The following is a 26772-nucleotide window of genomic DNA, read 5'->3' as shown; positions in this document are numbered from 1 at the left end:
CCCTCGACACTGTCCCCCAACACTTTGCGCGCACCGGTGCTTGTGCTTCCCGGAACCAGGTTTTAACCAATGCTCGCGTTGGTTGATAAGGTCTTCTGTTACCTGTTCCAGTTAACGCGGAGTTTAAAGAACGGGGCGGGGAGGGTCTTTGCCAGACCGTTAAATGTTGCCAGGGATGGCAACATGAGCCTACAAGGATGTATTCATGGCGCGTCTGGTAAAGACCCTCCCCGCCCCGTTCCTGGCACAACTGCCGCAGGCAAGGAATTAAAGTCTGCCGATTACCCCAGGTGTGACTGAGGCGAGCAAAACAACGGAGACCGGCATGAAATACAACGACCTGCGAGACTTCCTCGCCCAGCTGGAAAAAATGGGTGAGCTCAAGCGCGTCTCGGTTGAAGTGGATCCCCACCTGGAAATGACCGAAATCTGCGATCGCACCCTGCGGGCGGGTGGGCCGGCGTTGCTGTTCGAGAACCCGAAAGGTTACGACATGCCGGTACTGGGCAATCTGTTCGGAACACCAAAACGGGTCGCCATGGGCATGGGGCAGGACAATGTCACCGCCCTGCGGGACATCGGCAAGCTGCTCGCCTACCTGAAGGAACCGGATCCCCCCAAGGGCTTCCGGGATGCCATCGAAAAGCTACCCCTGTTCAGACAGGTCATGCGCATGAGCCCGAAAGTGCTGCGCTCGGCCCCCTGCCAGGAAGTAGTGCTTGAGAAGGACGATGTGGACCTGGGCAAGATACCCGTTCAGCATTGCTGGCCGGGGGATGCCGGGCCGCTGGTGACCTGGCCGCTGGTGATTACCCGGGGCCCCCACAAGGAACGCCAGAATCTGGGTATCTATCGCCAGCAGGTGATTGGCAGGAACCGCCTGATCATGCGTTGGCTGAGCCACCGCGGAGGTGCGCTGGATTTCCAGGAGTGGCAGCGGGCCAATCCTGGCAAGCCCTTTCCCGTCGCCGTTGCCCTGGGCGCCGACCCGGCCACCATTCTTGGCGCGGTAACACCGGTGCCGGATACCCTCTCAGAGTATGCCTTCGCCGGGTTGCTCAGGGGCGGTCGTACCGAACTGGTCAAGGCCGGGCTCAGTGACCTGCAGGTGCCTGCCAGCGCCGAGATTGTGCTGGAAGGGTTTATCTACCCGGACGATACCGCGCCGGAAGGGCCCTTTGGTGACCACACCGGTTACTATAATGAGGTGGATCAGTTCCCGGTATTTACAGTGGAGCGGATTACTCACCGCAAAGACCCCATTTACCATAGCACCTACACCGGCCGGCCACCGGATGAGCCGGCCATTCTCGGTGTGGCCCTCAACGAGGTGTTCATCCCGATCCTGCAGAAGCAGTTTCCGGAGATTGTTGACTTCTACCTGCCGCCGGAAGGCTGTTCCTACCGCCTGGCGGTAGTGACCATGAAGAAGCAGTATCCCGGGCACGCCAAGCGGGTCATGATGGGGGTCTGGTCGTTTCTGCGCCAGTTCATGTACACCAAGTTCGTCATCGTGACTGACGATGATGTGAACGCCCGGGACTGGAACGATGTCATCTGGGCCATGACCACGCGCATGGACCCGGCCCGTGATACCACGATGGTGGAGAACACCCCCATCGACTACCTGGACTTTGCCTCACCAGTGTCCGGGCTGGGTTCCAAGATGGGCCTGGACGCCACCAGCAAGTGGCCGGGTGAAACCGACCGGGAGTGGGGTACACCGATCACCATGGACGACGACATCAAGCGTCGTGTCGACGAGAAATGGGACAGCCTGGGCATTGAAACCCCGGCTTCCCGCCCCGAGTAATATGGCCACCGATTACCGGGTCGTCCGGTTGCGGCCGTCCGGGCTGGACTACACTGTGGCTTCCGGCAACGACCTGCTGACGGCCGCCGCAGCAGCCGGCATTGCCGTACCGTCGGCATGCCGCAACGGTGTCTGCGAGATCTGTGAGGCCCGCCTGCTGACAGGGGAGGCCATCAATACCCGGAATCAACAAACGATCACGATGGGTGGGCGACTGATGCTGTGTCGCACTGAAGCGCTCACCGATCTGGAACTGGAGATAACCGCCGTTATGGGCGCTGGAGAGAATCCACCGAAACTGTTTCAGGCGATGGTCGCGGAAGTGCGATCCATCAGCCACGATGTTTACCGGGTCGAGCTGAAAGTGAACCGGCGGCGGGAGTTGTCGTTCCACGCCGGCCAGTACCTTTCGGTTAACCTGCCGGATGCCGAGCCCTGCTATTTCTCCATTGCCAGCAGCCCGTCCGCCGACAACATCGAGCTTCATATCCAGGCAACGCCGGAATGGGTATCCGCCCAGAAAGTGATTGATGCGCTTATGTCAGGCGGTGAAGTAACCCTCGAGATGCCCCATGGTAAAGCCTGTCTCGCGGCAGCACCGCGCAAGCCCCTGCTGATGGTGGCTGCCGGCACTGGCTTTGCCCAGATGAAAAGCATGGTGGATTATCTGCGTGAAACCGGGTTTGACCAGCCGGTCACCCTCTATTGGGGGGTCCGGCGCCCGGAAGATATGTATCTCCGGTCCCTGGCTGAGACTTGGGACGCGGAATGGCCGCCATTCCGCTTTGCGCCGGTGGTTGGGGATGATGAAGATAACGACTGGAGTGGTCACCACGACCAGCTGGTAGACGCGGTACTGGCGTCCGGTTTTGACTGGGGCAACGTGCAGGTTATGGCCAGTGGCTCACCGGTCATGGTGTATACGCTGATGGATGCGTTGGTGGAAGCCGGCCTGCCGGAAAGCGACTTTTATTCCGATGTGCTGGAGTATGCGCCACGGACTTGATCGGTTTGTAAGCACGGAATCAGCGGCCCTTCGACAGGCTCAGGGCGATCGAATAACGGGAATTGAGCCCCAAACAAGCGAAAACCGATAACTTGGTGACGGTATCTGAATGTCATGGCTAACGATATCTTTGGTGCGTTCCGTTCGCCCTGAGCTTGTCGAAGGGCTTCTTTCGAAGGGGCCGTGGGTGGGAAAAGGTATCAATCCCCGGGTCGGCTGAAGATAGCCACCTGCGTTGGCGGCCCGAACTCCCGGTCTTCCTCACCGATACCGCTGAAGCGCACCTGATAGCCGGATTGCCTTGCCGTTGAGCTACACCACTTACGGAACTTGTCGCGATTCCATTCAAACCTGTGGTCCGGGTCGCGCAGCTCCCCGGGGCGCAGCCCGAATAACGGATTGTACTCGGCGTTGGGCGTGGTCAGAATCAGCCAACCCGGATGGTAGTGCTCGAACACGGCCCGCTGCACCTCCGAGAGTCGCCCGGGGCTCACATGCTCGATGGTCTCCACCATGGCCGCGGCGTCAAAACCCGTGAGGTTGAGGCCCGGGTCCATGTAGCTGCCCTGGAGCAGAGAAACCCGCGACTCAGCGGCGGCCACTTCCGCCAGCATCGCCCGCGCCTGGCGCAGGGAGAGTCCTGACTGTTCCAGCCCGGTAATGGCGGTGTAGGCCGGCTCCCTGACCAGGCGGCGCAGCAGTGAGCCGCTACCGCAACCAAGGTCCAGGACACTGCGTGCACCGGAGGCACGGATCAGCGTCGCCACCCGATCCAGTCGCTCCTCGTGGAGGGAGCTGGACTGGGTATCCATCAGGCCGCTGACCCGGGCACCGGGTGGCGCTGGTCGTTCAGGTGGCTGGCCAGCGCTACGCCGGTTTCACTCATGGTAAGGAAGGCATCGTCGGCACCCGCATCCCGGATCTTCTCAGCTTCATCGGCATAGCCGGTATGGGCGATGACGTATCCGGTAAAGCCTTTCTTGCGCAACATGCGGGCGGCAATGACCTTGCCTTCAATGTCGTTCATCGCGAGGATGACGGCTTCCAGGTGCGGCATGTGCAGTCCCTCCCAGAAAGTGGTGTCTTCTGCGTCGGCGAAAACCACGTTACGGCCCTCATCCGAGTGCTTCTGGGCCTTGGCAGGATCCGAGTCCAGTCCCATCAGCCTGGGTTCATCTTCACGTAGCCGGTCGTAGGCCGCTGTGCCGGTTCGCCCCATCCCCATGACCAGTACCCGGGTGTCCCCAAGCGAAATCGGCTGTTCGTCCGGATGGTGATTGCGGCTCTCCAGCGGCGCCAGCCGACTCGCCAGGCGCTCATAGATCGGGTGCGCCAGACGGTTCAGGGGTGCAGAGAGCAGGAATGACAGGGAGACCGCGATTGCCAGCGGGATCAGCCATTCTGGCAAGGCGACGCTGGCTACGATCAGGCCGAACTCGCTGTAGTTGGTCAGTGAGAGGCTGGACAGGAAGCTGCTGCGGGCGCGAAGCCGGAACAGCAGCAACAGGAAGAAGAACAGGATCCCCTTCAATGGCAGGATCAAGGCGGTAACCAGTGCGAAGATGAGGGCGTTGGTATCCGGCAGGCCGCCAATACCAATCTGCAGGAAAAAACCGACCAGGAAGATTTCTTTCACGCTCCACAGCGACTTGGACAACTCCTGGGAGCGGGGATGGTTGGCCAGCATGGCGCCGAAGATCAGGGCGCCCAGCTCCGAGCTCAGGCCCACTGCCTCGAACCCAAGGCCACCGATCACCAGGGCCAGCAACAGGCCCAGCAGCACCAGCAGTTCATCATGGCCACTGGCGTCCAGCAGACGGTAAAGAAAGGGTCTCAGCAGGGGCAGGCCGAAGATCAGCAGTGCCCACTCAGACGGCGTCTTACCGGCGGCCAGGCTCATTACAACCAGTGCGATCAGGTCCTGCATGATCAGGATGCCGATGGCCACCCGACCATGGAATGCCCGTAGCTCGCGCTTGCCTTCCAGTACCTTGGCCGCGAGCACGGTACTGGAGAAGGACAGGGCAACGGCCAGCAGCAGGGCAGTGGTCCAGTCGAGTCCGGCCAGGTAGTGGATGCCGGGGGTAAATACCAGGCAGGTGATACCGAAGTGCAGCAGACTGCCGCCGATCACCTCCGGGCTGACCACGGATTTGAGCTTCAGTTTCAGGCCAACGGTGAACAGAAGCAGAAGCACGCCCAGGTGGGCAATGTGGGACAGGACATCGGTGTCCTCCACCACCAGGGGGGTGAAGCCGGACAATCCACTCAGGACGAAGCCCGCTGCCAGGTAGCCCACCAAAGGCGGAAGGCCTACTCCCTTGACCAGCAGGCCCAGGGTAAAGGCAAAGGTGATCCAGATGGCTTCGGACATGGGGCGGATTCCTTGTGGACAGCAGGGGGCCGATTGTAACGCAAAAAAAAGCCCGGTAGCTCGCTTGCGACCGGGCTTTCAGGCCAATTAGGCAGGATCAGTCGTTTTCACGGGCGATGGCCCGCCAGGCAATGTCCTTGCGATAGAAAGCACCGTTCCAGGTAATGCTGCCCGCCAGTTGGTAAGCGCGCTGCTGGGCTTCGGTCACCGTGTTACCCAGGGCAGTGACGCATAGGACTCGGCCACCATTGGTGAGCACCTGTTCGCCCTGCAGCCGGGTGCCGGCGTGGAAAACTTTCTCGCCCTCGGTTTCCCCTTCCGGGAGGCCCTCAATAACGTCGCCCTTGCCATAGTTGCCCGGGTAGCCGCCAGCGGCCAGTACGATGCCGACGGACGCGCGGTCATCCCAGCGGGATTCGCACTGGTCGAGCTTGCCGTCGATGGCCGCGTCGCACAGCTCTACCAGGTCCGACTGCATGCGCAGCATAATGGGCTGGGTTTCCGGGTCGCCAAACCGGCAGTTGAATTCAATGACCTTCGGTGCGCCGTCGTTATCGATCATCAGGCCGGCGTAGAGGAAGCCCTTGTAGGGGTGACCCTCGGCAGCCATGCCACGAACGGTCGGATAGATCACCTCATCCATGATTCTCTGGTACACAGAATCGGTCACCACGGGGGCCGGGGAGTAGGCGCCCATGCCACCGGTATTGGGCCCGGTATCGCCGTCGCCCACCCGCTTGTGGTCCTGGGAGGTCGCCATGGGCAGGACATGCTCGCCATCCACCATCACGATAAAACTGGCTTCCTCGCCGTCCAGGAATTCCTCGACCACCACCCGGCTACCGGCATCACCGAAGGCATTGCCGGCCAGCATATCGCGGATGGCGGCTTCGGCTTCTTCCAGGGTCATGGCAACGATCACACCCTTGCCGGCGGCAAGGCCATCGGCCTTCACCACGATCGGCGCGCCCTGACTGCGCACATAGGCCAGCGCTTCGTTCACATCGGTGAAGTTGGCGTAGGCGGCGGTCGGGATGTTGTGCCGCGCCAGGAAGTCCTTGGTAAAGGCCTTTGAGCCCTCCAGCTGGGCCGCGCCCTGACTGGGGCCAAACACCCGCAGATTGCGGGATTCGAACTTGTCGACAATGCCGGCTACCAGTGGTGCTTCCGGGCCCACAATGGTCAGGCCCACGTCGTGGGTAGCGGCAAAGTCAGCCAGGGCATCAAGGTCCATCACGTCGATGGAGACATTCTCCAGGCGTGGTTCCAGTGCCGTGCCGGCATTGCCCGGGGCCACAAAGACCCGGTCGGCCAGGGGTGAGCGAGCCGCCTTCCAGGCCAGGGCGTGCTCGCGGCCGCCGCTACCGATAATCAGGATATTCATATTATTTTTCTCCTCAGTGGCGGAAATGGCGCATGCCGGTGAAGACCATGGCGATACCATGCTCGTTGGCGGCGTCGATCACCTCCTGGTCGCGCATGGAGCCGCCCGGCTGGATAACAGCGGTTATCCCCGCTTCGGCGGCAGCGTCGATGCCATCCCGGAACGGGAAGAAGGCGTCGGAGGCCATCACCGACCCCTTCACTTCCAGCTTCTCGTCGGCCGCCTTGATGCCGGCGATCTTTGCGCTGTATACCCGGCTCATCTGGCCGGCGCCAATGCCGATGGTGCGTCCGGCTCGGGCGTACACGATGGCGTTGGATTTGACGTACTTGGCCACTTCCCAGGCGAACAGCATATCGTTGAGCTCGTCCTCGGTGGGCTGGCGCTCTGTGACGACCTTGACCTCATCCATGGAGACCATCCCCAGGTCCCGGTCCTGCACCAGCAGGCCTCCGGTGACCCGCTTGTAGTCCAGGGCCTTCGCACGCTCGCCATCGAATTCACCACAGGCCAGCAGGCGCACGTTTTTCTTTGCGGCCACCAGCTCGATCGCTTCGGGGCTAATGGTCGGTGCAATGATCACTTCCACGAACTGGCGATCGATGATGGCCTGCGCCGTTTCGCCGTCGAGCTCACGGTTGAAGGCAATGATGCCACCGAACGCAGAGGTAGGGTCGGTAGCGAAGGCCAGGTCATAGGCCTGGCGGATATCCGCACCAATGGCCACACCACAGGGGTTGGCGTGTTTGACGATCACGCAGGCCGGGTCGGCAAAGGGCTTGACGCATTCCAGGGCGGCATCGGTATCGGCCACGTTGTTGTAGCTCAGTTCCTTGCCCTGCAACTGCTTTGCGGTGGCAACGCAGGCTTCCTTCGGGTTGCGCTCAGCATAGAAGGCAGCCCGCTGGTGAGGGTTCTCGCCGTAACGCATATCCTGGACCTTCACATATTGGGCGTTGAAGGTGCGGGGGAAGTCGGCGTTGTCGTTATCCGGGGTGCGGCCACCCAGGTAGTTGGCAATGGCACCGTCGTAGCCGGCGGTATGCTCGAAGGCCTTGACTGCGAGGTCGAAGCGGGTGCTGTAGCAGAGCTCGCCATCGTTCTCTTCCAGCTCTTTCAGAACCCTGTGGTAATCCGAGGCGTTGACCACGATAGCCACATCGTTGTGGTTCTTGGCGGCGGCGCGGACCATGGTGGGGCCGCCGATATCGATGTTCTCGATGGCGGTGGCCAGGTCGCAGTCCGGGTTCGCCACGGTTTCTTCAAAGGGATAGAGGTTAACGACCACCATGTCGATGGGTGCGATACCGTGCTCTGCCATCACCTGGTCGTCGGTGCCACGACGCCCGAGGATGCCGCCATGGATTTTCGGGTGCAGGGTCTTGACCCTGCCATCCATCATTTCCGGGAAGCCGGTGTGATCGCTCACTTCAGTCACCGGAACCTGGTTTTCCTTCAGCAGGCGGAAGGTGCCGCCGGTAGACAGCAGTTCAATGCCGCGCTCGGTCAGCCTGCGGCCGAACTCAACGATGCCGGTCTTGTCGGACACACTGATCAGGGCCCGACGAACGGGGGTGTTTGATGGAGTTGCCATTTTCAATGCCTTCTTGAAACAGGAAAGGCCTCGCGAAACAACTCCGGGAGGCCTTGGGAGAATCCGATGATTATAGCAGACCGTACTGCTTGAGTTTCTTGCGCAGCGTGCCGCGGTTCAGCCCCAGCATGGTTGAGGCCCTGGTCTGGTTGTTGCGGGTGTACTTCATGACCTGTTCCAGCAGGGGGGCTTCCACTTCCGACAACACCAGCTGGTAGACGTCGGTGACCGGAGCACCGTCCAGCTGGGCCAGGTAGTTCTTCAGGGCCACTTCAACGCTGTCGCGCAGGGTTACCGAGTTACCGGTGTTGCTGACGGTCTGAAGGGTGGGCTGGTCGTCGTTTGCGGAACGGGCCATGGAATCGTGTGCCAGTGTTTCAGCGGTCATGCTGCGAATACCTCTCCATTTCGTAAGGCTGCAAAATACTGTTGGATACTGTCGGACTGCGCCTTGGCGCACTCCAGCGTATTGAAACGCTTGCGGAACTGTTTGCCGGCGTCGTGGGCCTGCAGGTACCAGCCCACGTGCTTGCGAGCGATGCGAACCCCCATGGGATCGCCGTAGAAACAGTGAAGCGCCTGCAGGTGATCCAGCAGGATGGCTTCTACCTCTTCCAGCGGGGGCGGTGCCATGACTTCCCCGGTTTCCAGGAAATGCTTTATTTCCCGGAAGATCCAGGGCCTGCCCTGGGCGCCCCGGCCAACCAGCAGGCCGTCGGCGGCGGTGTGCCGGAGCACCGCCTGCGCCTGCTGGGGCGTGGTGATATCGCCGTTGGCGAACACCGGGATGGTGACGGCCTCTTTCACCTGGGCGATGGTGTCGTATTCCGCCGCGCCCCGATAGGCGTCGGCCCGGGTGCGCCCGTGTACGGCCAGTGCCTGGATGCCGGCATCTTCCGCCATGCGGGCGATAGTGACGGCATTGCGGTTGTCCCGGTCCCAGCCGGTGCGCATTTTCAGGGTGACGGGCACGTCCACCGCCTGAACCACGGCATGGAGTATGTCCTTTACCAGGGCCTCATCCTTCATCAACGCCGAGCCGGCCGCCTTGTTACAGACTTTCTTGGCCGGGCAGCCCATGTTGATATCGATAATCTGGGCGCCCTGCTCAGCGTTCATGCGGGCGGCGTTGGCCAGCATGTCCGGGTCACCGCCAGCGATTTGCACCGAGCGGGGCTCAGGTTCGCCCTTGTGATCCAGCCGCAGGCGTGATTTTCGGGTATGCCAGAGGGACGGGTCGGCAATCACCATTTCAGACACAGCCAGGCCCGCACCCATGCGCCGGCAGAGTTGCCGGAAAGGGCGGTCGGTCACGCCGGCCATGGGCGCGACCACCAGGGAATTGGGCAAGGTATAGGGCCCTATCTTCACCGTGGGCAGCATACGTCTGAGTCCGTCGTCGGTTACCAGAACTGTCTCTGAATCTACCATACCCGATCATCTGGCTCCCGTATGGGACGCCAGTCAGAAAAGGATGCCGGATTCAGGGGGCGACAATGATACCGCCGGGGGTGAGGGTATTGAAGGCCGGAACAGGGGAAAAAGTTGATTATTTTTCACCCTGTCTGGTTGACTTTTATTCGACCTGGTGTCCACCAATGGTTGATACGGGAGGGGGTCAGGAGTCGTTGCTGCGGTTAACGAATCGCAGGTTGTAGTTGACTGCGTCACGGCCGGGATCGCGGATACTGATAGCGATGCGTACCGGAGTACCTGATGGCATGGCCTCCAGGTCGGCGCCCTCACCGGCGAGGTAATCCTCGGGTGGGAAGATGCTCTGGGCCACCACGTCGCCATTCAGGTTGGAAAAGGTAAGTGCAATGGCGGGGAATGGCTGCTCGAATTCGGCCTGGTTGATAATTACAGCGTCCACCAGCAGGGCGGAACGGTTATCGGGGTCTGTGCGGACGACCAGCTTGCGGCTCTGGATGCGATCCATGGCAACCAGTGGTGCCAGTTCGCAACCGGCGTATTCACAGGCCTTTTCATACCAGGGGCGGAGTTCGGGAATGGCCGATAGCCGGTCGAACTGGAACCATGCGACCTGGGAAATCACCCCTCCCAGCAGGGCCAGCACGACCAGGGTCCAGAGCCAGCCTCGCAGGCTGCCACCGGAGCGGGAGCCGACGGACACCGGTTCGCTGGACAGACGGTCGTAGGGGGAGACGTCATCCAGTGAAGGGAAGGTGCCACCGGTGATACCGTCACGGGGGCGTTCGACGTCCGCAGGCCCGGCGTGGGGCTCTGCCTCGGCCACCATTCCGACGATCTCCAGGTCGTCGGTGGAAGCCGGGTAGCCCGATTCTCCGGTAGCCGGGTCATGCTGGCGCCAGGCCGCAGATTCGGCCGACTCCTCGGCGGGAGCCTGCCGGTGGGCCGGAGATTCAGGGTCAGCATGGCCGGTAGGCGCGGGGGATGCGTGTCGGTGCTGATTCGGGGTGTTGTCCGGCAACTCCTCCTGAAGCATGGCTTCCGCCCAGCTCTCGTCCACGTCATCGACATCGTCATCGTGGAGGTCGCCGTGATGCTCAGCGCCGGCGTCAACGCCACGGAAACTGTCGCTGAGTTCGTCATCGGCAAAATGGGAGTCCTGCCCGGCATAGGGGCCTTCGGCGGCGTCTTCTACCGGGTTGTCCTGGAAGATCAGGTCTTCATCGGGATCGGTGGCACCGAAGTGCTCCCGGTTTGCCTCCCCGGGTTGGCTGGCCGCCGGGGAGTCTGCATGGCTGCGAGCGTCGAATACTTCCATGCAATGCCCGCAGCGCACCTTGCCATCAGCGACGGTCAGTTGTTCACTGGTTACCCGGAAACGGGTATCGCAGTGGGGGCAGCGGGTCAGCAGGCTGGAAGTATCGGCCATCCTAAAATCCTGTAAGGTCAAAGGCTCTCAGCAGTTTAGCGACAGTCTTGCGTGTCGTCATCCACCAATGCGGCGACCTGTGAGGCGTATCCATTCTTCGCGTTGTTCGGGCTCGTCCATGACGAACCAGGGTTCGTAGGCGGTCATCACTTCACGGGCCTGTTGTGCAAGGATGCCGGACAGAACCAGGTGGCCTCCGGGCCGGACTTTCCCGGCGAGGGTGGGAGCCAGTTCAACCAGTGGGCCCGCCAGGATGTTTGCCAACAGTATGTCAGCCTGGGTGTCCGGTTCATTACCTGGCAAGTAGAGGTCAAACCGCTCATCGCTGACGTCGTTGCGGCGGGCGTTGTCACGACTGGCTTCCAGGGCCTGTGGATCGGTATCGACGCCGATCGCGTGGCCAGCACCCAGCAGCAGGGCCGCCAGTGCCAGGATGCCGGAGCCGCAACCGTAATCTATGACCTGGCAGCCTTCCACTTCCGTGGCATCCAGCCAATCGAGGCAAAGGGCTGTGGTGGGGTGGGTGCCGGTACCAAAGGCAAGGCCAGGGTCCAGCAGCAGGTTGGCGGCTTCGGGGTCCGGTGCGGCGTGCCAGCTGGGTACGATCCACAGGCGGTGCCCGAACTTGAGGGGCTGGAAGTCATCCATCCAGGCCCGCTCCCAGTCCTTGTCTTCAACCAGGGTGACCTCGATGTCCGGCAATTCCTGCTGGGTCTGCTGGTGCCAGGCATCGCGGATGGCAGAGCAGATCTGCTCAATATCCTGGTCGGCATCGAACAGTCCCGTCACCCGGGTATCACCCCACAAGGGGGTGGTACCAGGATCCGGTTCAAAGATGGGCTGGTCGGCGGCGTCTTCCATGGTGACAGCGTCGGCACCCATCTCCATGAGAAGGTCTTCCAGCTGATCCGCCGTGTCAGGATCAGCCGGAATCTGCAGTTGGATCCAGGGCATATCAGTCCCGTATCAACTTTTCGAGGTAGTGGATGGTGAAATCCACGCTCTTGAAGCCGCCGTCCCTCACCAGGTTTCGATGCAGGGGCTGGTTGGTCTTGATGCCGTCCACCACCAGTTCGTCCAGGGCGTTCTTCATTCGACGGCGGGCGATTTCCCGGTCGTCGCCCCAGGTGATCAGCTTGGCCACCAGCGAGTCGTAGTAGGGCGGCACTGTGTAGCCACTGTACAGGTGAGAGTCCACGCGGATGCCGTTCCCGCCGGGTGCATGGAAGTGATTCACCTTGCCGGGGCTGGGAACAAAGGTTTTCGGGTCCTCGGCATTGATCCTGCACTCCATGGCATGGCCAGAAATGGTGATGTCGTCCTGGCTGTACTGCAGTGGCATGCCGCTGGCGATACGCAGCTGCTCACGCACGATATCGACACCAGTGACCATTTCGGAGACCGGGTGTTCAACCTGGACCCGGGTGTTCATCTCGATGAAGTAGAAGGCACCGTCCTGGTACAGGAACTCGAAGGTACCTGCGCCCACGTAGCCAATCTCCTTGCAGGCATCGACACAGGCCTTGAGGGTCTTCTGGCGGGCCTCTTCATCGATGTTCGGCGCCGGCGCTTCCTCGATAACCTTCTGGTGGCGACGCTGCATGGAGCAGTCCCGGTCACCCAGGTGAATGACGTTACCGTGGGTATCGGCCAGCACCTGGACTTCCACGTGGCGAGGCCGCTCGAGGTATTTTTCCAGGTAGACGGTGGGGTCGCCAAAGGCGTTCTTGGCCTCACTCTGGGTGACCTGGATGCCCTTGAGCAGGGCCGCCTCCGAATGAACCACCTGCATGCCCCGGCCTCCACCGCCGGAAGCGGCCTTGATGATTACCGGATAGCCGATTTCCCGGGCGATGCGCAGGGTGCGCTCGTCATCATTGTTAATGGGGCCGTTGGAGCCAGGCACGGTGGGGACGCCCGCCTTCACCATGGCTTCGATGGCGGATACCTTGTTGCCCATCAGACGGATGGTTTCGGCCCGGGGGCCGATAAAGGTAAACCCGCTCTTTTCCACCTGTTCGGCAAAGTCGGCGTTTTCTGCCAGGAAACCATAGCCCGGGTGGATGCCCACGCTGTCGGTAACCTCGGCCGCACTGATGATGGCAGGGATATTGAGGTAGCTTTCAGTGGCGCTGTTGGGACCAATGCAGACGGACTCGTCCGCCAGGCGGACGTGCATCAGGTCGCGGTCTACCTGGGAGTGTACAGCGACGGTACGAATGCCCAGTTCCTTGCAGGCCCTGAGCACCCGCAGTGCGATCTCGCCGCGATTGGCGATCAGAACTTTATCAATCATGGCCATGATCTTTAGTCACCTGTTGCTCAGGAAATGATAACCAGCGGCTGGTCGAACTCTACCGGCTGTCCGTTCTCCACCAGGATCTCGGTTACCGTACCGCTCTTGTCGGCTTCGATCTGGTTCATCATCTTCATGGCTTCAACGATACAGATGACGTCGCCGGCCTTGACCGTCTGGCCCACTTCCACAAAGGATGCTGCGGTGGGTGACGGCGCCCGATAGAAAGTGCCGACCATGGGCGACTTCACGGCATGGCCGGAAGGCGCCTGCGGTTCCGGGGCGGCCGGTTCGGCGGCAGGAGCCGGGGCAGCAGCCTGCGGTTGGGGCGCATGCATGGGCTGGGGTGCATAGGTGACGCTGGCGTGCTCGCGTCGCCGGGAGATGCGAACCGAGTCGTCTCCCTCCTGGATCTCCAGTTCCTCGACGTCGGATTCCTCAAGGAGTTCGATCAGCTTCTTGATTTTGCGAATATCCATGGTAGTTCAGTCCCGTATTATCGGTGTCAGTTGGAATGGATTCTTTGCAGGGCGGCCTGGAGGGCCAGGTCATAGCCCTGACTGCCAAGGCCGCAGATAACGCCATCGGCGATATCGGAGAAATAGGAGTGATGGCGGAAAGCTTCCCGGGCATGCACGTTGGACAGGTGCACCTCTATAAACGGGACGCCGGACGCCAGCACCGCATCCCTCAGAGCCACACTGGTGTGGGTGAAGGCCGCGGGGTTGAAAATCAGGTAATCGATACCTTCGGCACGGGCATCATGCAGTCGTTCGATCAGTTCGTATTCGGCATTGGACTGCAGGTGCAGCAGGTGGTGTCCGTGATCGGCAGCGGCGGCATGGAGGCGCTCGTTGATATCCTGAAGGGTTTCATGGCCATAGACGTCCGGTTCGCGGACGCCGAGCATGTTCAGGTTCGGTCCGTGGAGGACTAGGATGGTGGCCATGACGAATCGTGCCTTACTGGGATTTGGTGAAAATAGCGTATTTTAACGAATTTTGCGCCCATGATGCGGGTTGAAAGTTGCCGGTTCAACAGTTTTTAACAAACGACCGTATGAATTCGTGGTGCATGTCTGAATTCATTGCATCTGGCTCGCCATTTTCGACGTTTGCGGCAGTTCCGTCCATAAGACCATGGTTTCATGGACGGAATGCCGGAGTTTGGGTTTTTTGCGCCACCCTCGTCCGTTTGTGTCAGCCAGGGTGTTCCTCGCTGCCAATCACGCAGTTGCGTCCGGCATTCTTGGCCTGGTAAAGCGCCTGGTCAGCCCGTTCGCAGAGGGATGAGGCTGCCTCGCCCTCCCAGCGCGCAACGCCACAGCTGAACGTGACGTGGAATTCCCGGTCGCCTGCTGTCTGGGTCAGCTCCGCAAAGCGCTCGCGGATATCGTTGAGCACAGCCCGTGCGTCACTCTCCCGGGTGTCGGGCATGATCACAGCAAATTCTTCACCGCCGTAGCGTCCGATATGATCCGTCTTGCGCAAACGCTGTTTCAGGAACATGGAGAGTGCGCGGAGGATGCGGTCGCCAATGGGGTGCCCGAAGGTGTCGTTCACCTTCTTGAAATAGTCCACGTCGATCATGGCGAAACACAGGGACTGACCTTTCTGGCTGGCGCGGACCATCTCCTGCTCCAGCAGGTAGAGGGTATGGGTGTGATTGAACAACCCGGTCAGGCTGTCCCGGATCATCAATGCCAACAGTGAGCGGGCGCGCCGGCCCCGGTTATGGATGGTGGCGACCAGGTGCTTCGGGTCAATGGGCTTGGTAAGGAAGTCATCACCACCCAGGCTCATGGCGTGCAACTGTTTCTGGACATCGTCCTCGGCGGACAGGTAGATAATGGGCACACTGTGGAACCGGTCCTGCTGGCGAATCACCCGCGCGATTTCCATGCCCGTACAGCCTGGCATGTACATGTCCAGAATGATGATCTCGGGGTTGAACTCCTCCAGGGCGACGATGATGTTCATCGGGTCGGTAATAATGTGGGCTTTCATGCCGGCTTTGTTGAGCACGGTTTCCATGAACTTGGCCTGGGCCCGGGAGTCGTCCAGTACCAGCACCCGGTAAGGTTCTATCGCGTTGTTGTGGGTGTAGGTTTCGATTTTCTCGATCAGTTGGCCAGGATCCACCGCGGGGTGGAAGAACTCCTCACCGCCGCAGCGGGATGCGCGCAGTCGGGTTTCAATGGTGCCATCCTCTTCGCTGACAAAGATGATGGGTATGGGAGTGTCGTGTCGTTGTTGCAGCGTTTCCACGGTCGCCAGCCCCGTATCCGACCCACCGCCAAAGCGGATATCCATCAGGATGGTTTCCGGTTTATGCAGGGCGCAGGCATCCATCAGGTCATCCGGGGACGCGAAGGCTTCTGCGCGGAATCCGAAAAATTCCAGTTGTCTCACCAGCCTTGTGGCCAGTTCGTGACTGGCCAGGGCGATATAGACCGGGGTTTTGCGGTAAACCCTCGGAGGTTCCGAGTTCTGGCGATCAGACCTGCGCTGGGTGCTTTGCTCCAGGTACATGACCGCTTCCCGCAAGGCTTCCACGGCTGCCTGGCCGGGCGCTTCGCCCGGGGTCCAGTGAGGGAGGGCGGACAGGATGCCCTTGCCGGCTTCCACGTAGGCGGTCATCTCGAACCGGCTGGCATAACGGGCGAGCTTGTCGGCTGAGGCTTCCAGGTCTCCGCGGAAGGGGGCGGCTGCCTGTGGGTCAGCGTGGATCTTCTGCCAGGTGTCCAGGACGACCCGGGCCTGGTTGGTGACGCGGCGGGCAAAATGCTGGCGCAGCTTTTCTTTCTGGGACTCGTCAGTCATGTTTCCGGTAGGTCCTGTCCTGTTCTTGTCAGCGCATCGGAAAGCGGTTCTGGCGCCCCGGTTGAAGCCAGGGTGGTGTCCCGGTACGCCTTTCATTATCGATTGCAGGATGACTCTGTGGCTGCAGTCTATAGTGTTTGTAACAGAAGGCGCAGGCGACGAACTGTAAATCTTTGTGAACCTGAGACATGGGCACGTTCTTTAACGCTGCGCGGGCTGAAATCTTCCCCAAAAGGTAGGGCACGGATGCGGCAGAGATGGCAAATACCCGGTACCACCCGGGTAATTACACTGCGGACCCTGTTGTTGATCTTTACCGGCGCGCTGGTGTTGTTGCTGCTGGTTGCCAGCATGCTGATCAGTTTCGACCGTTTTCGTAGCTACGTTGCGGAAGAGCTGGAGGGGCGCACCCGTGATGCTGCTACCGCTGTCGGCCTGTCATTGTCCAATGCTATTGATGCCAGTGACCGGGTTGCGGTGGCGTCATTGATCGACTCCATGTTCGACAGTGGTGACTACCTGGTGATCGAGTTTATTGATCACGACGATCGGGTGGTGGCCGGGCGTGCCCGGTCCCTGTCCGGCCTGGGCGTACCCGGGTGGTTCGTGGCCATGGTGGAGCTGCCCAGGCCGGAGGGCACGGCCTCGGTGATGAAAGGCTGGCGCTGGCTGGGCCAGGTGCGCGTGGTGGGGCACCCGGGCAACGCTTATCAGGATCTCTGGTGGGTCACTGTCTGGCTCATCGTGGCTTCCGTATTGATCGGTGTGGTCGCCATTGCTGCACTGTATCTGTTGCTTGGCCGGCTTCTTCGGCCACTGCGGGCACTGGAGCAGCAAGCGGAAGCAATCGGTCGCCGGGACTTCCGGCGTCGTACTGGCGTTCGCTCTACCCGGGAGCTGAACCAGGTAACCCGGGCCATGAACCAGATGACCGATGACCTGGAGCAGCTGTTCTCCGGGCAGGCCGCTCTGATCGCCCATCTACGCAAGCTCAATAATGAAGACGCACTCACCGGCCTGGGCAGTCGCAATGCCTTCGACCAGCGACTGGCAGTGGAAGTAGTCAGCGAAGAAGGTCGTCGCCCCGGGTCGCTGATCCTGCTCCAGGTGGGCGGTTTCGCGGACTTCAATCAGTATGCCGGTCGGCTGGAGGCTGACGCTTTGCTGATTCGCCTGGCAGGTGAGTTGCGGGCGTTTGTGAACCGGCATGCGGGGAGTTTTGCAGGGCGTCGCAGCGGGGCTGAATTTGCAGTGTTTGTTCCCGGTGGCGCCCCTGCTGACGCTCAGATCTGGGGGCGGGAGTTGGTCAACGACCTGCAGTCCATCTGTGGCGATTTTTCAGGTGAGGGGGCCGATGAAGGTGGTGGAACGATGACTGCTATGGTGGTTCATGCGGGTGTCGCCGGAGTCGCGGATGGTCTGTCGGTACGGAGCCTGTTCGAGGCGGCGGACGGAGCCCTGCGCCGTGCCCAGCTTGAAGGAATCAGTAACTGTGAGCTGGCGGACAGTGGCGCCGATGTCCACCACGGGGCCGAGGACTGGCGGGGACTTCTTGAGCAGGCACTCGACCAGGAAAACCTCTGGCTCTGGGAGCAACCGGTGGTGGCCGCTGACGATACCACGGTGCTTTACCACCAGGTGTTCTCCCGCCTGCTGATTGAGCGTAACTGGGTGCGGGGTCATGTATACGCTCCCCTGGCTGAGCGGTTCGGGCTGATGGCGCAGCTTGACCTGATGGTGCTGGAGCGTACCCTGCAACGGTTGCGGGATGAGCCTCTGGTTACCCTTGGTATCTCGCTGGGCGCGTCGTCGGCCGTGTCGCCTGGCTTTGCCGAACAGGCCCTGGCGTTGGCCCGTGATGCCGGCATTGATATGGAGCGGTTATGGATAGGGTTCCCCGAGCAGGCGCTGCACTACCATCGACGCGAAATCCAGTCACTGGTTGTGCAGTTACGTCGTACCGGGGCCAGGCTGCTGGTGGACCGCTTTGGTGTGGGTGGTATCCCCTTCAGTTACCTGAGGCATCTGTCTATCCAGGCACTTCGTATTGACTCCAGCTTCGTGCATGGCATTGACCGGCAGGACGATAACCGGTTCTACCTGGAGTCCATGATTACCATCGCCCATGGCCGCGGCGTGAAGGTACTGGCTTCCGGGGTGGAAACGGAAGCGGAATGGCGTACCCTGAAATCGGCCGGTGTTGACGCCGCCACCGGTTACCATCTGGGGCGGCCCGGCCCGGTGGGTGAGCCGCCGGTGGGCGGAGGCGATGCCAGTGCTTGATTCCGGGTAGGGGTGAGCATGGCTAACTCACTGCCGGCATTGCAAAAACCTGATAAATCATTCATCTTTGAGCCCGGACTTCTGGTTCATCGGCACAGGACAGTGACTATGTTTAACCGACTCAAATCCCTCTTCTCTGGCAGTGGATCGGGTTATCAGGGCTCCTCCGCAACGGCGGGTAAAGGGCGTTCCATCGGCAAGATTGTTGTCGTGGTCGTGGTGCTCTATCTGCTGGTTACCATCATTCTGGGAATGATCTGGAGCAGTGAGCCGGACACCTTCTCGGTGAGGGAGCATACCCGAACCCTGGCCAATGACATGGGACGCGAGCCGGTGACCGGTTTTGCCACCACGGCCACCATGATCCGTGTTGCCGAAACCCTTCTGGACAAGCCGGGCGGTTATATATCCAACGATATCTTTCCGCCGGGGCTGTGGATGGACAATACGCCTGCCTGGGAGTACGGCGTACTGGTGCAGCTGCGGGATCTTTCCAGGGCCATGCGCCAGACCATCAGCCGTTCCCAGAGCCAGTCGGCCGAAGATCCGGACCTGACCGTCGCCGAACCCCAGTTCCACTTTGACAGTGAAAGCTGGGCGCTGCCGTCAACCGAGGGAGAGTACCGCCGGGGTATCCGGGCGCTGGAAAGCTACCTGAACCGGCTTTCCGACCCGCAGCGGCCGGAGGCCCAGTTCTATGCCCGGGCGGATAATCTCAACAGCTGGCTGGCGGACCTGGAAACCCGCCTTGGCAGCCTGTCCAGGACGCTGAGCGAAAGTGTTGGCAAACCGGAGGTTACCGAAGCGCTGGCCGGCATTCAGAACGTTGACCCGCTGGTGGATGAGGAACCCACCAGCGACGTGAAAACGCCCTGGCTCGAGATCGATGACGTATTCTATGAGGCCAGGGGCACTTCCTGGGCCCTGTTGCATATCTTCCGGGCCATTGAGGTGGACTTCCGCAAGGTGCTGGCCGACAAGAACGCCCAGGCCAGCGTCCGGCAGATCATTATCGAGCTGGAGGAATCCCAGGCCCAGATGTGGAGCCCTGTGATCCTTAACGGTAGTGGCTTTGGTATCCTCGCCAACCACTCCCTGACCATGGCGGCCTACCTCGCCCGTGCCAACTCGGCGATTACTGACCTGCGGGAATTGCTCTCCCAGGGGTGAGCGCCATCTTCCAGACACAAAAAAACCGGGCCGTTGAGCCCGGTTTTTTTGTCACAGGGCGGAATTACTTGCCCTGGTAGTTGGCCACGGACTCCTCGATGGCCTTGCGGGCGGCTTCCGCGTTGTCCCAATTCTGAACCTTGACCCACTTGCCGGGCTCAAGAGTCTTGTAGTTCTCGAAGAAGTGCTGGATCTGATCCCGCAGCAACTGGGGCACGTCGTTGATGTCCTTGACGTCGGTATAAGCCTTGGTGAGCTTGTCGTGGGGGACGGCTACCAGCTTGGCGTCACCGCCGGCTTCGTCTTCCATGTTAAGCACACCAACCGGGCGGCAGCGGATGATCGAACCGGGCTGAACCGGATAGGGGGTGATGACCAGCACATCCAGGGGGTCGCCATCGTCCGCCAGGGTGTGGGGGATAAAGCCGTAGTTGGCCGGGTAGAACATGGGGGCGGTCATGAAGCGGTCCACCATGACGGCGCCCATGTCCTTGTCGATCTCGTATTTCACCGGTGAGCTGTTGGCCGGGATTTCGATGGCCACGTAGATATCTTCGGGCGGATTCTTGCCGGCGGGGATGTGATCAAAGTTCATGTCGGGTCCTTCTCTGAAAGAATGAATCAAGAAACTGCGGTGAAAAAGTGCGCGACATTATACGGACATCGTGGCGCAACCGAAACTCAACGAAGGTCGGCAGGGCGCGATATCAGATGTCATCACGTTTGATGGTCCTGACCCCGTCGGCAGTCCCCAGTAAAAGGACATCCGCCGGGCGCCGGGCGAACAGGCCATTGGTGACAACGCCGACAATCTGGTTCAGTCGTTCTTCAGCATCGACAGGACGGGAAAGGTCCATGTTGTGAATGTCGATGATAATGTTGCCGTTGTCGGTGACCACGCCTTCCCGGTACACCGGGTCACCGCCGAGCTTGACGATCTGGCGGCCCACATGGCTCCGGGCCATGGGGATAACCTCCACCGGAAGCGGAAAGGCGCCCAGTATGTCCACGCGCTTGGACTCGTCTGCAATGCAGACAAAGGTCTTCGCCACAGCGGCAACGATTTTCTCCCGGGTCAGGGCCGCACCGCCGCCCTTGATCAGCTCCAGCCTGTCATTGGTTTCATCCGCACCGTCAACATAAAATTCCAGCTCGCTGACGGTGTTGAGGTCGTAGACCGGAATCCCGTGTTGCTTCAGTCGCTCGGCGGTGGCCTCGGAGCTGGCAACAGCACCGTCGAAGTCGTTGCGCACTTCCGCCAGGTAATCGATAAAGAAATTGGCGGTGCTACCGGTGCCGACACCGATCACGCTGTCCCGGTCCAGCCGTGGTGCAACGTAGTCCAGTGCGGCCCTGGCGACGGCTTGCTTGAGTTCGTCCTGTGTCATGCTGGCCTCCGGATGGGTGGCGAATGTCTGAGTGGGTGCAGCGCCTGGGCGGCGCGGGGTGGTTATTATAGCCTTGCCTGGCTGCCCGGTTATAGACGCGGGTGGTGCAAACTTCCTACACTGTATGTTTGCCCCGGCCCCGGGGCAGCTCAATCAACGCCTTACCAACCCTGACCGGACAGTACGCACCATGCCGCAACGCTACATCAAAAAGATTCTTGATGCGCGGGTTTACGATGTGGCCATCGAATCCCCGTTGACCGAAGCCCGCAGTCTCAGCAAACGCCTGGGAAACCAGATCTTTCTCAAGCGTGAAGACCTGCAACCGGTATTCTCTTTCAAGATTCGTGGTGCCTATAACCGAATTGCCCAGTTGTCGGATGCCCAGAAAGCCAATGGCGTCATCTGTGCATCGGCGGGCAACCACGCCCAGGGTGTCGCGCTGGCAGCGAAGAAGCTTGGCATCAAGGCGGTGATCGTGATGCCCCAGACCACTCCGGACATCAAGGTGAGGTCGGTGCGTGACCGGGGGGCGAAGGTGGTGCTAAAGGGCGATGCCTTTGACGAGGCCGCCGCCCACGCCCAGGAGTTGATTGCCAAGCACGGTTACACCTACATCCCCCCATACGATGATCCGGACGTCATCGCGGGTCAGGGTACGGTCGCCATGGAGATGATGTGGCAGTTCTCCCATAACCTGCACGCCGTGTTCATCCCGGTAGGTGGTGGCGGTCTTATCGCAGGCATGGCTGCGTACATCAAGTATCTGCGCCCCGAAATCAAGGTAATCGGCGTGGAGCCGGAGGATTCCAACTGTCTGCAGGCCGCCATGGCTGCCGGCGAGCGGGTGGTATTGGATGAGGTAGGCATCTTCGCTGATGGAGTGGCGGTGAAGCAGATCGGCGAGGCACCCTGGGAAATCTGCAAGGACAACGTCGATGAGGTGATCACCGTATCCACCGACGAGATCTGCGCGGCCATCAAGGATATCTTCGAGGACACCCGCTCCATCAGCGAGCCCGCCGGCGCCCTGTCTGTGGCGGGTATCAAGAAGTATGTGGAGCGGGAGCAGCTGGAGGGCGAGAACCTGGCCGGTATTCTCAGTGGTGCAAATATGAACTTTGACCGCCTGCGGTACATTTCCGAACGGACGGAAGTGGGCGAGAAGCGCGAGGCCATCCTGGCGGTGACCATTCCTGAAAGGCCCGGTGCCTTCAAGACGTTCATCAATGCGCTGCACAAGCGCAGCATCACTGAGTTCAACTACCGCTATTCCGATAACGAGGTGGCACGGATCTTTGTCGGGATCCAGGTCCAGGCAGGCGGGCACGGCCGTGAGGAACTGGTTCAGAGTTTGCGGGAAGACGGCTACCAGGTGGTTGACCTGACCGACAGTGACCTGGCCAAGCAGCATATCCGCCACATGGTGGGCGGCCATGCGCCGTCCGTTGCCAACGAGAAAGTATTCCAGTTCGAATTCCCGGAGCGCCCTGGCGCCCTGTTGAAGTTCCTGATGTCTCTGGGGACCCGTTGGAATATCTCCATGTTTCATTACCGCAACCATGGTGCAGCCTACAGTCGCGTGCTTATGGGTGCCCAGGTTCAGGAGGGTGAGCTGGCAGATTTCGAAGCCATGCTGGATCGTGTCGGCTTCCGTTATACCAATGAAACCGATAATGAAGCCTATCGCCTGTTCCTGGGTGCAGGTAACGGCGTCTGAGTCCCGAGATCCGGTCTTGGTGTTGCGGTGGGATACAGGCAAATTACCGGCTGCAATAAACTGTGCTATAGGATTTACAAATTGTAATTTTTAAAAATTGTAAATTCCCGGATAAGTGTTACGCTTTCGTCAATTCTTGGAGTTGTCGGCAGGCGCCTGTTTTATTGGAAAAAGCGGGCGTTTAAAACAACGATAACGGTCGCTGGGTTGAGCGGTCAGCTCATTCGTGGAGGAGAGGCAATGAGGCGCAAGCCGGACATGATTCGTACGGTGGTTCTGTTATTCGTAATAGGGCTGGCGGCGACCGGGCTGACGTCTTTCGGGGTTTCTGAGGACGAACCCCGGGTCATTCCTGCTGAAATCAGCGCCCAGGGGCAGTGGCTGAGCGGTCAGCGCAGCGAAGGCTGAGTAGCCCCCTTGCTTTAGTCCGTCCTGTAGATCCTGTGGTCGGTCACGACCGCATCCAGCGGTATATCCCAGGGTTCCACCGGTAATTTCTGTACTTTCTGCAGTTCATGGGCCAGCCCGATCAGGGTGGGTCGAAGCCTTGGACGTATCCGGGTAAACGCAAAGCTGCGGTCGTAGAAACCTCCCCCCATTCCCAGGCGGCCGCCTTCTTCATCAAATCCCACCAGTGGCATCAGCACCACATCCAGCGACCAGGCCGGTCGAATGCGGCGGCTGTGGAAAACCGGCTCAGGTATGCCAAAGCGATTGGGGGCCATTGGGGTGGTGGCGTCGTAACGACAGAATGCCAGCTGGCCGGAATGAATGGGGTGCAGTACCGGCAGGTAGAAGTGCATGCCTCGCCGCTGGCTCTGGGCCATGAACAGGCCGGGGTCAATCTCGCCGTCGTTGGGCAGGTACAGGCCTATATGCCGGGCACCCATCACTCTGGGGTGCTTTCGCAGCGTGTTGGCAAGGCCAATGGCAGCGTCTTGTTGTTGCTGGGGGTTGAGCTCCCGGCGCGCCTGGCGCAAGTGCCGGCGCAGGGCCTTGCGGTCCCGGGCGGTGTCTGGCTCGAAATCTGAAAGATTCTGGAAAGTGTGCGTCACGTCAACGGCAGGGTTAAATGAAATAAGCTTCCCGGGCTGCCGTTATCGGATGTGGCCCTTGAACCCAGGGTTCAAGGTGGTGGCCGCTGTGACATATCAGGCTTTCCCCTTCGCGGGGGACTTGCTCACAATGCCCTGAAGTAGCCACCTGGGTGTTGCGCATCGGCTCGAGGACGTATCCGACCAGCGAACAGCCCAGGAAGTTGAATCCATTATACGGGTACAGGCCGGGGCGGATGCAACCGTTAACGGCTTAATTTCTGTTATCTCGGCTATTGCCAGAATCTGTTGCAGGCTGGTTGCCGCCGAGGGCGCTGTCCAGCTTTTCGTCCATGGACCTGAGCAGGTCATCAGCGGCGCCGGACATGCTGGAGTCCTCGAGCAGCTCATGGGTAATGTTCAGGGCGGCCATAACGGCGATGCGCTCCGTGCCCAGCACCTTGCCCGTTGTGCGGATTTCCCGCATCTTGCTGTCCAAGTGGCGGGCTGCCCGGCGCAGGGCATCCTGCTGGTCTACAGGACAGGCGACCAGGTAATCCTTGTCGAGGATGCTGACTTCGACCGTAGTGGGGGACTTCGACATCAGTGGTGCTCCAGGGCCCGAAGGCGGCCAATCATGGCTTCTATGCGGTTCTTGGCCAGGTCGTTGCGCTGGATGAGTTGCGCCCGCTCCCGGTTCCATTCGTCCTGAAGCTCGCGCATGGCAGCGTTATCCTGCTCCAGCTTGCGACAGCGCTCAATCAGGCGGTCCAGCTTCTCCGCCATGGCCTGCAAATCTGACTGTTCCATAGACATTCCGCTACGTGACGGGGCATTTGGTCACCAGTGGCCCCTTTCGGTCTGGCACTTCATTCACTGGCGCTTTCACACCATACTCGACCAACTATAAGTGGGCTATCGAAACGGGTCAATTTGCCAGTCTGTCATCTTGGTGTGACTCGCGTCCCATCCCGGGCGACGGTATTCCCCGGCGAGGTTATTCTGCCGCCCAACCGGACGGCCGGTTGCCCAGGCGCCAGGCCTTGATGGCCGGTATGGCACCGACCACCAGTCCAGCCAGGGGTACCGAGAGCAGGAGCAGGCTCTCCACCCCGGTGAGTGGCCTCAGGTTAATGGCCAGGCCAAAGGTATCCAGCAGCCAGGGTGCGACGGCCAGCAGCGCCAGGTACCAGAGTCCGGTGGCCAGCGCCGTTGCTGTGACAGCAAGCCCGGTACATTCCAGCAGGTAGAGGCTGGCGATCAGGGAGGGCGATGCACCATTGGCTCTCAGTACGGCGATTTCCTGGTGCCGATGGGTTTGCAGGGTCAGTAACACCGTCACCAGGCCCGTCAGGCTGATCACAACCACGAAAGCTGTAATGCCCATCAGAAGCAGTTCGAACTGCCCGAGCACCTGCCACAGCTGGGCCAGCGCAACGCCCGGAAGAATGGCGGACAATGGCTCCCCGGCATACTGGTTAATGTCCCGCTGCACCTGGAAGGTGAGTATCGGTCGCTTGATTCCGGCCAGGGCGGCGGTAATGGTGTCCGGCGTCAGTTCCCGGATGCGTGCGGCGTCCGCCGAAAGCGTGCGACCGGGAGCGGGTACACCGGCTTCCCAGCCGATATGAATGGCCTCCAGCCCCTCCAGGCTCACATAGACACCCCGGTCCACCGGCGTTCCGGTAGCAGCAAGGACACCGCTCACCCGGAACGGGTGCTGGTCATGTTTCACGAAGCTGGTGCGTCCTCCTCCATGGGACAGTACGATCTCGTCGCCCGTCCGATGACCGAGGGTGCGCGCCACCTGGGCGCCCAGCACGACTTCGAATACGTCGCTGAACCACTGGCCTTTGACCAGTTGCAGCGGCTGGTCGTCTCCGTATTGATAGTAATCCAGGAAGCGCCTGTCCGTGCCCACCACGCGATGGCCCCGGTAACTGTCCCCCAGGGACAGGGGGATTAACCAGTCGATACGGTCATCCCCAGCCAGTTCCTGGAATGAGTTCCAGCCCAGGTTGTTGGTGGCGTGGCCGATATGGAACACGCTATACAGCAGCAGGTTCAGTTCGCCACTGCGGGCACCGATAATCAGGTCGGTGCCGGACACCGCACTGTTGAAAGACTGGCGAACCTCCGTGCGCAGGTACTGGACGCCGAGAAGCAGGGAAACGCTGAGGGTCAGGGTCAGGGTGACCAGCAGCAGTATGCGACGGCGATGCCAGAGGCTGGCTGTGGCCAGGGAAAGGGCCAGGGATGGCTTCATGGGTTCGCCTCCGTCTCGGTCTCGGTCAGCAATTCCAGGTGGTTGCCGAAATGGCTGGCCAGGGCGGGGTCGTGACTGACGAACACAACACTGGATCCGGTACGGGCTGCCTGCTCCAGCAACAGCGCCACAAACCGGTCACGGTTTACCACGTCCAGGGCCGAGGTGGGTTCATCGGCCAGGATCAGTGGTGGCGCACCGATCAGGGCCCGGGCTGCGGCTACCCGCTGTTGCTGACCGGTGCTCAGTTCCGGTGCCTTGCGGGTGAAGGTTTCCATAGGGAGCCCGAGCGCGGTCATCAACTGGCGGGCTGCATCTGCGGGATCACCGGCCTGTTGTCGGCGATGCCTGGACAACCGGCACGGCAGGGTGACGTTGTCCAGGGCTGACAGGTAGGGCACCAGGTTAAACTGCTGGAAGATGACACCGGTGCGGTCCGCTCTCAGGCGGTCCCTGGCACTACCGGACAGGCGGGCCAGGTCCTGGCCATGAACCCGGATGCTGCCCAGGGTGGCCCGGTTCAGGCCGCTGAGCAGACTCAGCAGGGTGGTCTTGCCGCTGCCGCTGGGCCCATGGATAAACAGGTGCTCGCCGGCCGGCAACGAGATATCCGGAAAGCGGAGCCGGGCGGTTTGTCGCGGCCATTGCCAGCAAAGGTTGGTGGTTTTGATGATCATCGGCGTCGGGAACCTGATTTCCGTTCAATGGTCATGGGAAGCATCGTGTCGCCGTGGCATGATACCCCGGCCTGCCGGCTGTTGA

25 protein-coding genes and 1 other RNA gene are annotated in these 26772 nt (G+C 60.7%); 6 read left to right on the top strand and 20 right to left on the bottom strand.

Annotated elements, in window-relative coordinates:
• The first annotated feature begins 325 nt into the window (after nucleotides 1–325).
• On the top strand, nucleotides 326–1813 hold the full coding sequence (gene ubiD / locus BM036_RS03125; RefSeq protein ID WP_091848776.1) for a 4-hydroxy-3-polyprenylbenzoate decarboxylase: 1488 nt from the start codon (nucleotides 326–328) through the stop codon (nucleotides 1811–1813).
• Between the two features lies 1 nt (nucleotide 1814).
• Nucleotides 1815–2819: a 2Fe-2S iron-sulfur cluster-binding protein gene (locus tag BM036_RS03120; protein ID WP_091848775.1), complete on the top strand. Its 1005-nt coding sequence runs from the start codon at nucleotides 1815–1817 to the stop codon at nucleotides 2817–2819.
• Between the two features lie 200 nt (nucleotides 2820–3019).
• On the opposite strand, the gene BM036_RS03115 is transcribed toward BM036_RS03120, so the two are convergent.
• The 12 genes from BM036_RS03115 to BM036_RS03060 form a co-directional block, all read right to left on the bottom strand.
• Complete coding sequence (locus tag BM036_RS03115) at nucleotides 3020–3631, bottom strand: methyltransferase domain-containing protein (protein ID WP_091848774.1); 612 nt, start codon at nucleotides 3629–3631, stop codon at nucleotides 3020–3022.
• Nucleotides 3631–5193: a cation:proton antiporter family protein gene (locus BM036_RS03110; protein ID WP_091848773.1), complete on the bottom strand. Its 1563-nt coding sequence runs from the start codon at nucleotides 5191–5193 to the stop codon at nucleotides 3631–3633. The genes BM036_RS03115 and BM036_RS03110 overlap by 1 nt, the downstream gene beginning before the upstream one ends.
• 97 nt (nucleotides 5194–5290) lie before the next feature.
• On the bottom strand, nucleotides 5291–6577 hold the full coding sequence (gene purD / locus BM036_RS03105) for a phosphoribosylamine--glycine ligase (protein WP_091848772.1): 1287 nt from the start codon (nucleotides 6575–6577) through the stop codon (nucleotides 5291–5293).
• 13 nt (nucleotides 6578–6590) lie between these two features.
• Nucleotides 6591–8171, bottom strand: a complete 1581-nt coding sequence (purH, locus tag BM036_RS03100) for a bifunctional phosphoribosylaminoimidazolecarboxamide formyltransferase/IMP cyclohydrolase (protein WP_091848771.1) — start codon at nucleotides 8169–8171, stop codon at nucleotides 6591–6593.
• Between the two features lie 70 nt (nucleotides 8172–8241).
• On the bottom strand, nucleotides 8242–8559 hold the full coding sequence (gene fis / locus BM036_RS03095) for a DNA-binding transcriptional regulator Fis (protein ID WP_091848770.1): 318 nt from the start codon (nucleotides 8557–8559) through the stop codon (nucleotides 8242–8244).
• Entirely contained in the window at nucleotides 8556–9551 is a 996-nt protein-coding gene (gene dusB / locus BM036_RS03090; RefSeq protein ID WP_177185986.1) for a tRNA dihydrouridine synthase DusB, read from the bottom strand. Before dusB ends, fis begins: the two co-directional genes overlap by 4 nt.
• Before the next feature lie 238 nt (nucleotides 9552–9789).
• Complete coding sequence (locus BM036_RS03085) at nucleotides 9790–11031, bottom strand: DUF3426 domain-containing protein (RefSeq protein ID WP_091848768.1); 1242 nt, start codon at nucleotides 11029–11031, stop codon at nucleotides 9790–9792.
• Between the two features lie 57 nt (nucleotides 11032–11088).
• Nucleotides 11089–11985 (bottom strand): 50S ribosomal protein L11 methyltransferase, encoded by an 897-nt coding sequence (gene prmA, locus BM036_RS03080; RefSeq protein ID WP_091848767.1) that lies wholly within the window; start codon nucleotides 11983–11985, stop codon nucleotides 11089–11091.
• Between the two features lies 1 nt (nucleotide 11986).
• Nucleotides 11987–13333 carry an acetyl-CoA carboxylase biotin carboxylase subunit gene (gene accC / locus BM036_RS03075; RefSeq protein ID WP_091848766.1) on the bottom strand — a complete coding sequence of 449 codons (1347 nt, stop codon included), beginning with the start codon at nucleotides 13331–13333 and terminating at the stop codon, nucleotides 11987–11989.
• Between the two features lie 20 nt (nucleotides 13334–13353).
• Nucleotides 13354–13806 carry an acetyl-CoA carboxylase biotin carboxyl carrier protein gene (gene accB, locus BM036_RS03070; protein ID WP_091848765.1) on the bottom strand — a complete coding sequence of 151 codons (453 nt, stop codon included), beginning with the start codon at nucleotides 13804–13806 and terminating at the stop codon, nucleotides 13354–13356.
• Between the two features lie 26 nt (nucleotides 13807–13832).
• Nucleotides 13833–14276: a type II 3-dehydroquinate dehydratase gene (aroQ, locus tag BM036_RS03065; RefSeq protein WP_091848764.1), complete on the bottom strand. Its 444-nt coding sequence runs from the start codon at nucleotides 14274–14276 to the stop codon at nucleotides 13833–13835.
• A 250-nt stretch (nucleotides 14277–14526) separates the two neighbouring features.
• Nucleotides 14527–16149, bottom strand: coding sequence for a diguanylate cyclase (locus BM036_RS03060; protein WP_091848763.1), 1623 nt, complete (start codon nucleotides 16147–16149; stop codon nucleotides 14527–14529).
• 246 nt (nucleotides 16150–16395) lie between these two features.
• On the opposite strand from BM036_RS03060, the gene BM036_RS03055 reads away from it, so the two are divergent.
• The gene (locus BM036_RS03055) at nucleotides 16396–18432 is read left to right on the top strand and encodes a bifunctional diguanylate cyclase/phosphodiesterase (protein WP_091848762.1); all 2037 of its coding nucleotides are present in this window, start codon (nucleotides 16396–16398) and stop codon (nucleotides 18430–18432) included.
• A 108-nt stretch (nucleotides 18433–18540) separates the two neighbouring features.
• A complete protein-coding gene (locus BM036_RS03050; RefSeq protein WP_091848761.1) occupies nucleotides 18541–19602 on the top strand; it encodes a DUF2333 family protein in 1062 nt (353 codons plus the stop codon).
• A gap of 64 nt (nucleotides 19603–19666) precedes the next feature.
• Here the strand turns inward: BM036_RS03050 and ppa are convergent, their stop codons facing one another.
• Nucleotides 19667–20197 carry an inorganic diphosphatase gene (gene ppa / locus BM036_RS03045; RefSeq protein ID WP_091848760.1) on the bottom strand — a complete coding sequence of 177 codons (531 nt, stop codon included), beginning with the start codon at nucleotides 20195–20197 and terminating at the stop codon, nucleotides 19667–19669.
• Between the two features lie 112 nt (nucleotides 20198–20309).
• Complete coding sequence (gene rpiA / locus BM036_RS03040; RefSeq protein ID WP_091848759.1) at nucleotides 20310–20990, bottom strand: ribose-5-phosphate isomerase RpiA; 681 nt, start codon at nucleotides 20988–20990, stop codon at nucleotides 20310–20312.
• Nucleotides 20991–21180: 190 nt separating this feature from the next.
• Between rpiA and ilvA the strand changes: the two genes are divergently transcribed.
• Together ilvA and BM036_RS20055 are read left to right on the top strand one after the other, a co-directional pair.
• Nucleotides 21181–22710 carry a threonine ammonia-lyase, biosynthetic gene (gene ilvA, locus BM036_RS03035; protein WP_091848758.1) on the top strand — a complete coding sequence of 510 codons (1530 nt, stop codon included), beginning with the start codon at nucleotides 21181–21183 and terminating at the stop codon, nucleotides 22708–22710.
• A 240-nt stretch (nucleotides 22711–22950) separates the two neighbouring features.
• Nucleotides 22951–23118: a hypothetical protein gene (locus BM036_RS20055; RefSeq protein WP_177185976.1), complete on the top strand. Its 168-nt coding sequence runs from the start codon at nucleotides 22951–22953 to the stop codon at nucleotides 23116–23118.
• Between the two features lie 14 nt (nucleotides 23119–23132).
• Here BM036_RS20055 and BM036_RS03030 read toward each other — a convergent pair whose 3' ends face one another.
• The 6 genes from BM036_RS03030 to BM036_RS03005 form a co-directional block, all read right to left on the bottom strand.
• Entirely contained in the window at nucleotides 23133–23765 is a 633-nt protein-coding gene (locus BM036_RS03030; RefSeq protein ID WP_091848975.1) for a 5-formyltetrahydrofolate cyclo-ligase, read from the bottom strand.
• Nucleotides 23766–23789: 24 nt separating this feature from the next.
• Nucleotides 23790–23970, bottom strand: a non-coding RNA gene (gene ssrS / locus BM036_RS03025) — 6S RNA.
• A gap of 48 nt (nucleotides 23971–24018) precedes the next feature.
• Nucleotides 24019–24348 (bottom strand): cell division protein ZapA, encoded by a 330-nt coding sequence (locus tag BM036_RS03020; protein WP_091848757.1) that lies wholly within the window; start codon nucleotides 24346–24348, stop codon nucleotides 24019–24021.
• Nucleotides 24348–24554, bottom strand: coding sequence for a TIGR02449 family protein (locus BM036_RS03015; protein ID WP_091848756.1), 207 nt, complete (start codon nucleotides 24552–24554; stop codon nucleotides 24348–24350). Before BM036_RS03015 ends, BM036_RS03020 begins: the two co-directional genes overlap by 1 nt.
• 187 nt (nucleotides 24555–24741) lie before the next feature.
• Nucleotides 24742–26010: an ABC transporter permease gene (locus tag BM036_RS03010; protein ID WP_091848755.1), complete on the bottom strand. Its 1269-nt coding sequence runs from the start codon at nucleotides 26008–26010 to the stop codon at nucleotides 24742–24744.
• A complete protein-coding gene (locus BM036_RS03005; protein WP_091848754.1) occupies nucleotides 26007–26687 on the bottom strand; it encodes an ATP-binding cassette domain-containing protein in 681 nt (226 codons plus the stop codon). Before BM036_RS03005 ends, BM036_RS03010 begins: the two co-directional genes overlap by 4 nt.
• Nucleotides 26688–26772 lie beyond the last annotated feature (85 nt).

The sequence above is a fragment of the Marinobacter segnicrescens genome, from assembly GCF_900111555.1.
GTDB classification, from domain to species: Bacteria; Pseudomonadota; Gammaproteobacteria; order Pseudomonadales; family Oleiphilaceae; genus Marinobacter; species Marinobacter segnicrescens.
The sequence above is the reverse complement of the archived record's forward strand: the minus strand, read 5'-3'. Positions and strand labels throughout refer to the sequence as shown.

Excerpts from the sequence above, each read along its gene's own strand:
- ubiD (WP_091848776.1), top strand. The coding sequence starts at position 326 with ATGAAATACAACGACCTGCGAGACTTCCTCGCCCAGCTGGAAAAAATG.
- BM036_RS03120 (WP_091848775.1), top strand. The coding sequence starts at position 1,815 with ATGGCCACCGATTACCGGGTCGTCCGGTTGCGGCCGTCCGGGCTGGAC.
- BM036_RS03115 (WP_091848774.1), bottom strand. The coding sequence starts at position 3,631 with ATGGATACCCAGTCCAGCTCCCTCCACGAGGAGCGACTGGATCGGGTG.
- BM036_RS03110 (WP_091848773.1), bottom strand. The coding sequence starts at position 5,193 with ATGTCCGAAGCCATCTGGATCACCTTTGCCTTTACCCTGGGCCTGCTG.
- purD (WP_091848772.1), bottom strand. The coding sequence starts at position 6,577 with ATGAATATCCTGATTATCGGTAGCGGCGGCCGCGAGCACGCCCTGGCC.
- purH (WP_091848771.1), bottom strand. The coding sequence starts at position 8,171 with ATGGCAACTCCATCAAACACCCCCGTTCGTCGGGCCCTGATCAGTGTG.
- fis (WP_091848770.1), bottom strand. The coding sequence starts at position 8,559 with ATGACCGCTGAAACACTGGCACACGATTCCATGGCCCGTTCCGCAAAC.
- BM036_RS03085 (WP_091848768.1), bottom strand. The coding sequence starts at position 11,031 with ATGGCCGATACTTCCAGCCTGCTGACCCGCTGCCCCCACTGCGATACC.
- prmA (WP_091848767.1), bottom strand. The coding sequence starts at position 11,985 with ATGCCCTGGATCCAACTGCAGATTCCGGCTGATCCTGACACGGCGGAT.
- accC (WP_091848766.1), bottom strand. The coding sequence starts at position 13,333 with ATGGCCATGATTGATAAAGTTCTGATCGCCAATCGCGGCGAGATCGCA.
- accB (WP_091848765.1), bottom strand. The coding sequence starts at position 13,806 with ATGGATATTCGCAAAATCAAGAAGCTGATCGAACTCCTTGAGGAATCC.
- aroQ (WP_091848764.1), bottom strand. The coding sequence starts at position 14,276 with ATGGCCACCATCCTAGTCCTCCACGGACCGAACCTGAACATGCTCGGC.
- BM036_RS03060 (WP_091848763.1), bottom strand. The coding sequence starts at position 16,149 with ATGACTGACGAGTCCCAGAAAGAAAAGCTGCGCCAGCATTTTGCCCGC.
- BM036_RS03055 (WP_091848762.1), top strand. The coding sequence starts at position 16,396 with ATGCGGCAGAGATGGCAAATACCCGGTACCACCCGGGTAATTACACTG.
- BM036_RS03050 (WP_091848761.1), top strand. The coding sequence starts at position 18,541 with ATGTTTAACCGACTCAAATCCCTCTTCTCTGGCAGTGGATCGGGTTAT.
- ppa (WP_091848760.1), bottom strand. The coding sequence starts at position 20,197 with ATGAACTTTGATCACATCCCCGCCGGCAAGAATCCGCCCGAAGATATC.
- rpiA (WP_091848759.1), bottom strand. The coding sequence starts at position 20,990 with ATGACACAGGACGAACTCAAGCAAGCCGTCGCCAGGGCCGCACTGGAC.
- ilvA (WP_091848758.1), top strand. The coding sequence starts at position 21,181 with ATGCCGCAACGCTACATCAAAAAGATTCTTGATGCGCGGGTTTACGAT.
- BM036_RS20055 (WP_177185976.1), top strand. The coding sequence starts at position 22,951 with ATGAGGCGCAAGCCGGACATGATTCGTACGGTGGTTCTGTTATTCGTA.
- BM036_RS03020 (WP_091848757.1), bottom strand. The coding sequence starts at position 24,348 with ATGTCGAAGTCCCCCACTACGGTCGAAGTCAGCATCCTCGACAAGGAT.
- BM036_RS03015 (WP_091848756.1), bottom strand. The coding sequence starts at position 24,554 with ATGGAACAGTCAGATTTGCAGGCCATGGCGGAGAAGCTGGACCGCCTG.
- BM036_RS03010 (WP_091848755.1), bottom strand. The coding sequence starts at position 26,010 with ATGAAGCCATCCCTGGCCCTTTCCCTGGCCACAGCCAGCCTCTGGCAT.
- BM036_RS03005 (WP_091848754.1), bottom strand. The coding sequence starts at position 26,687 with ATGATCATCAAAACCACCAACCTTTGCTGGCAATGGCCGCGACAAACC.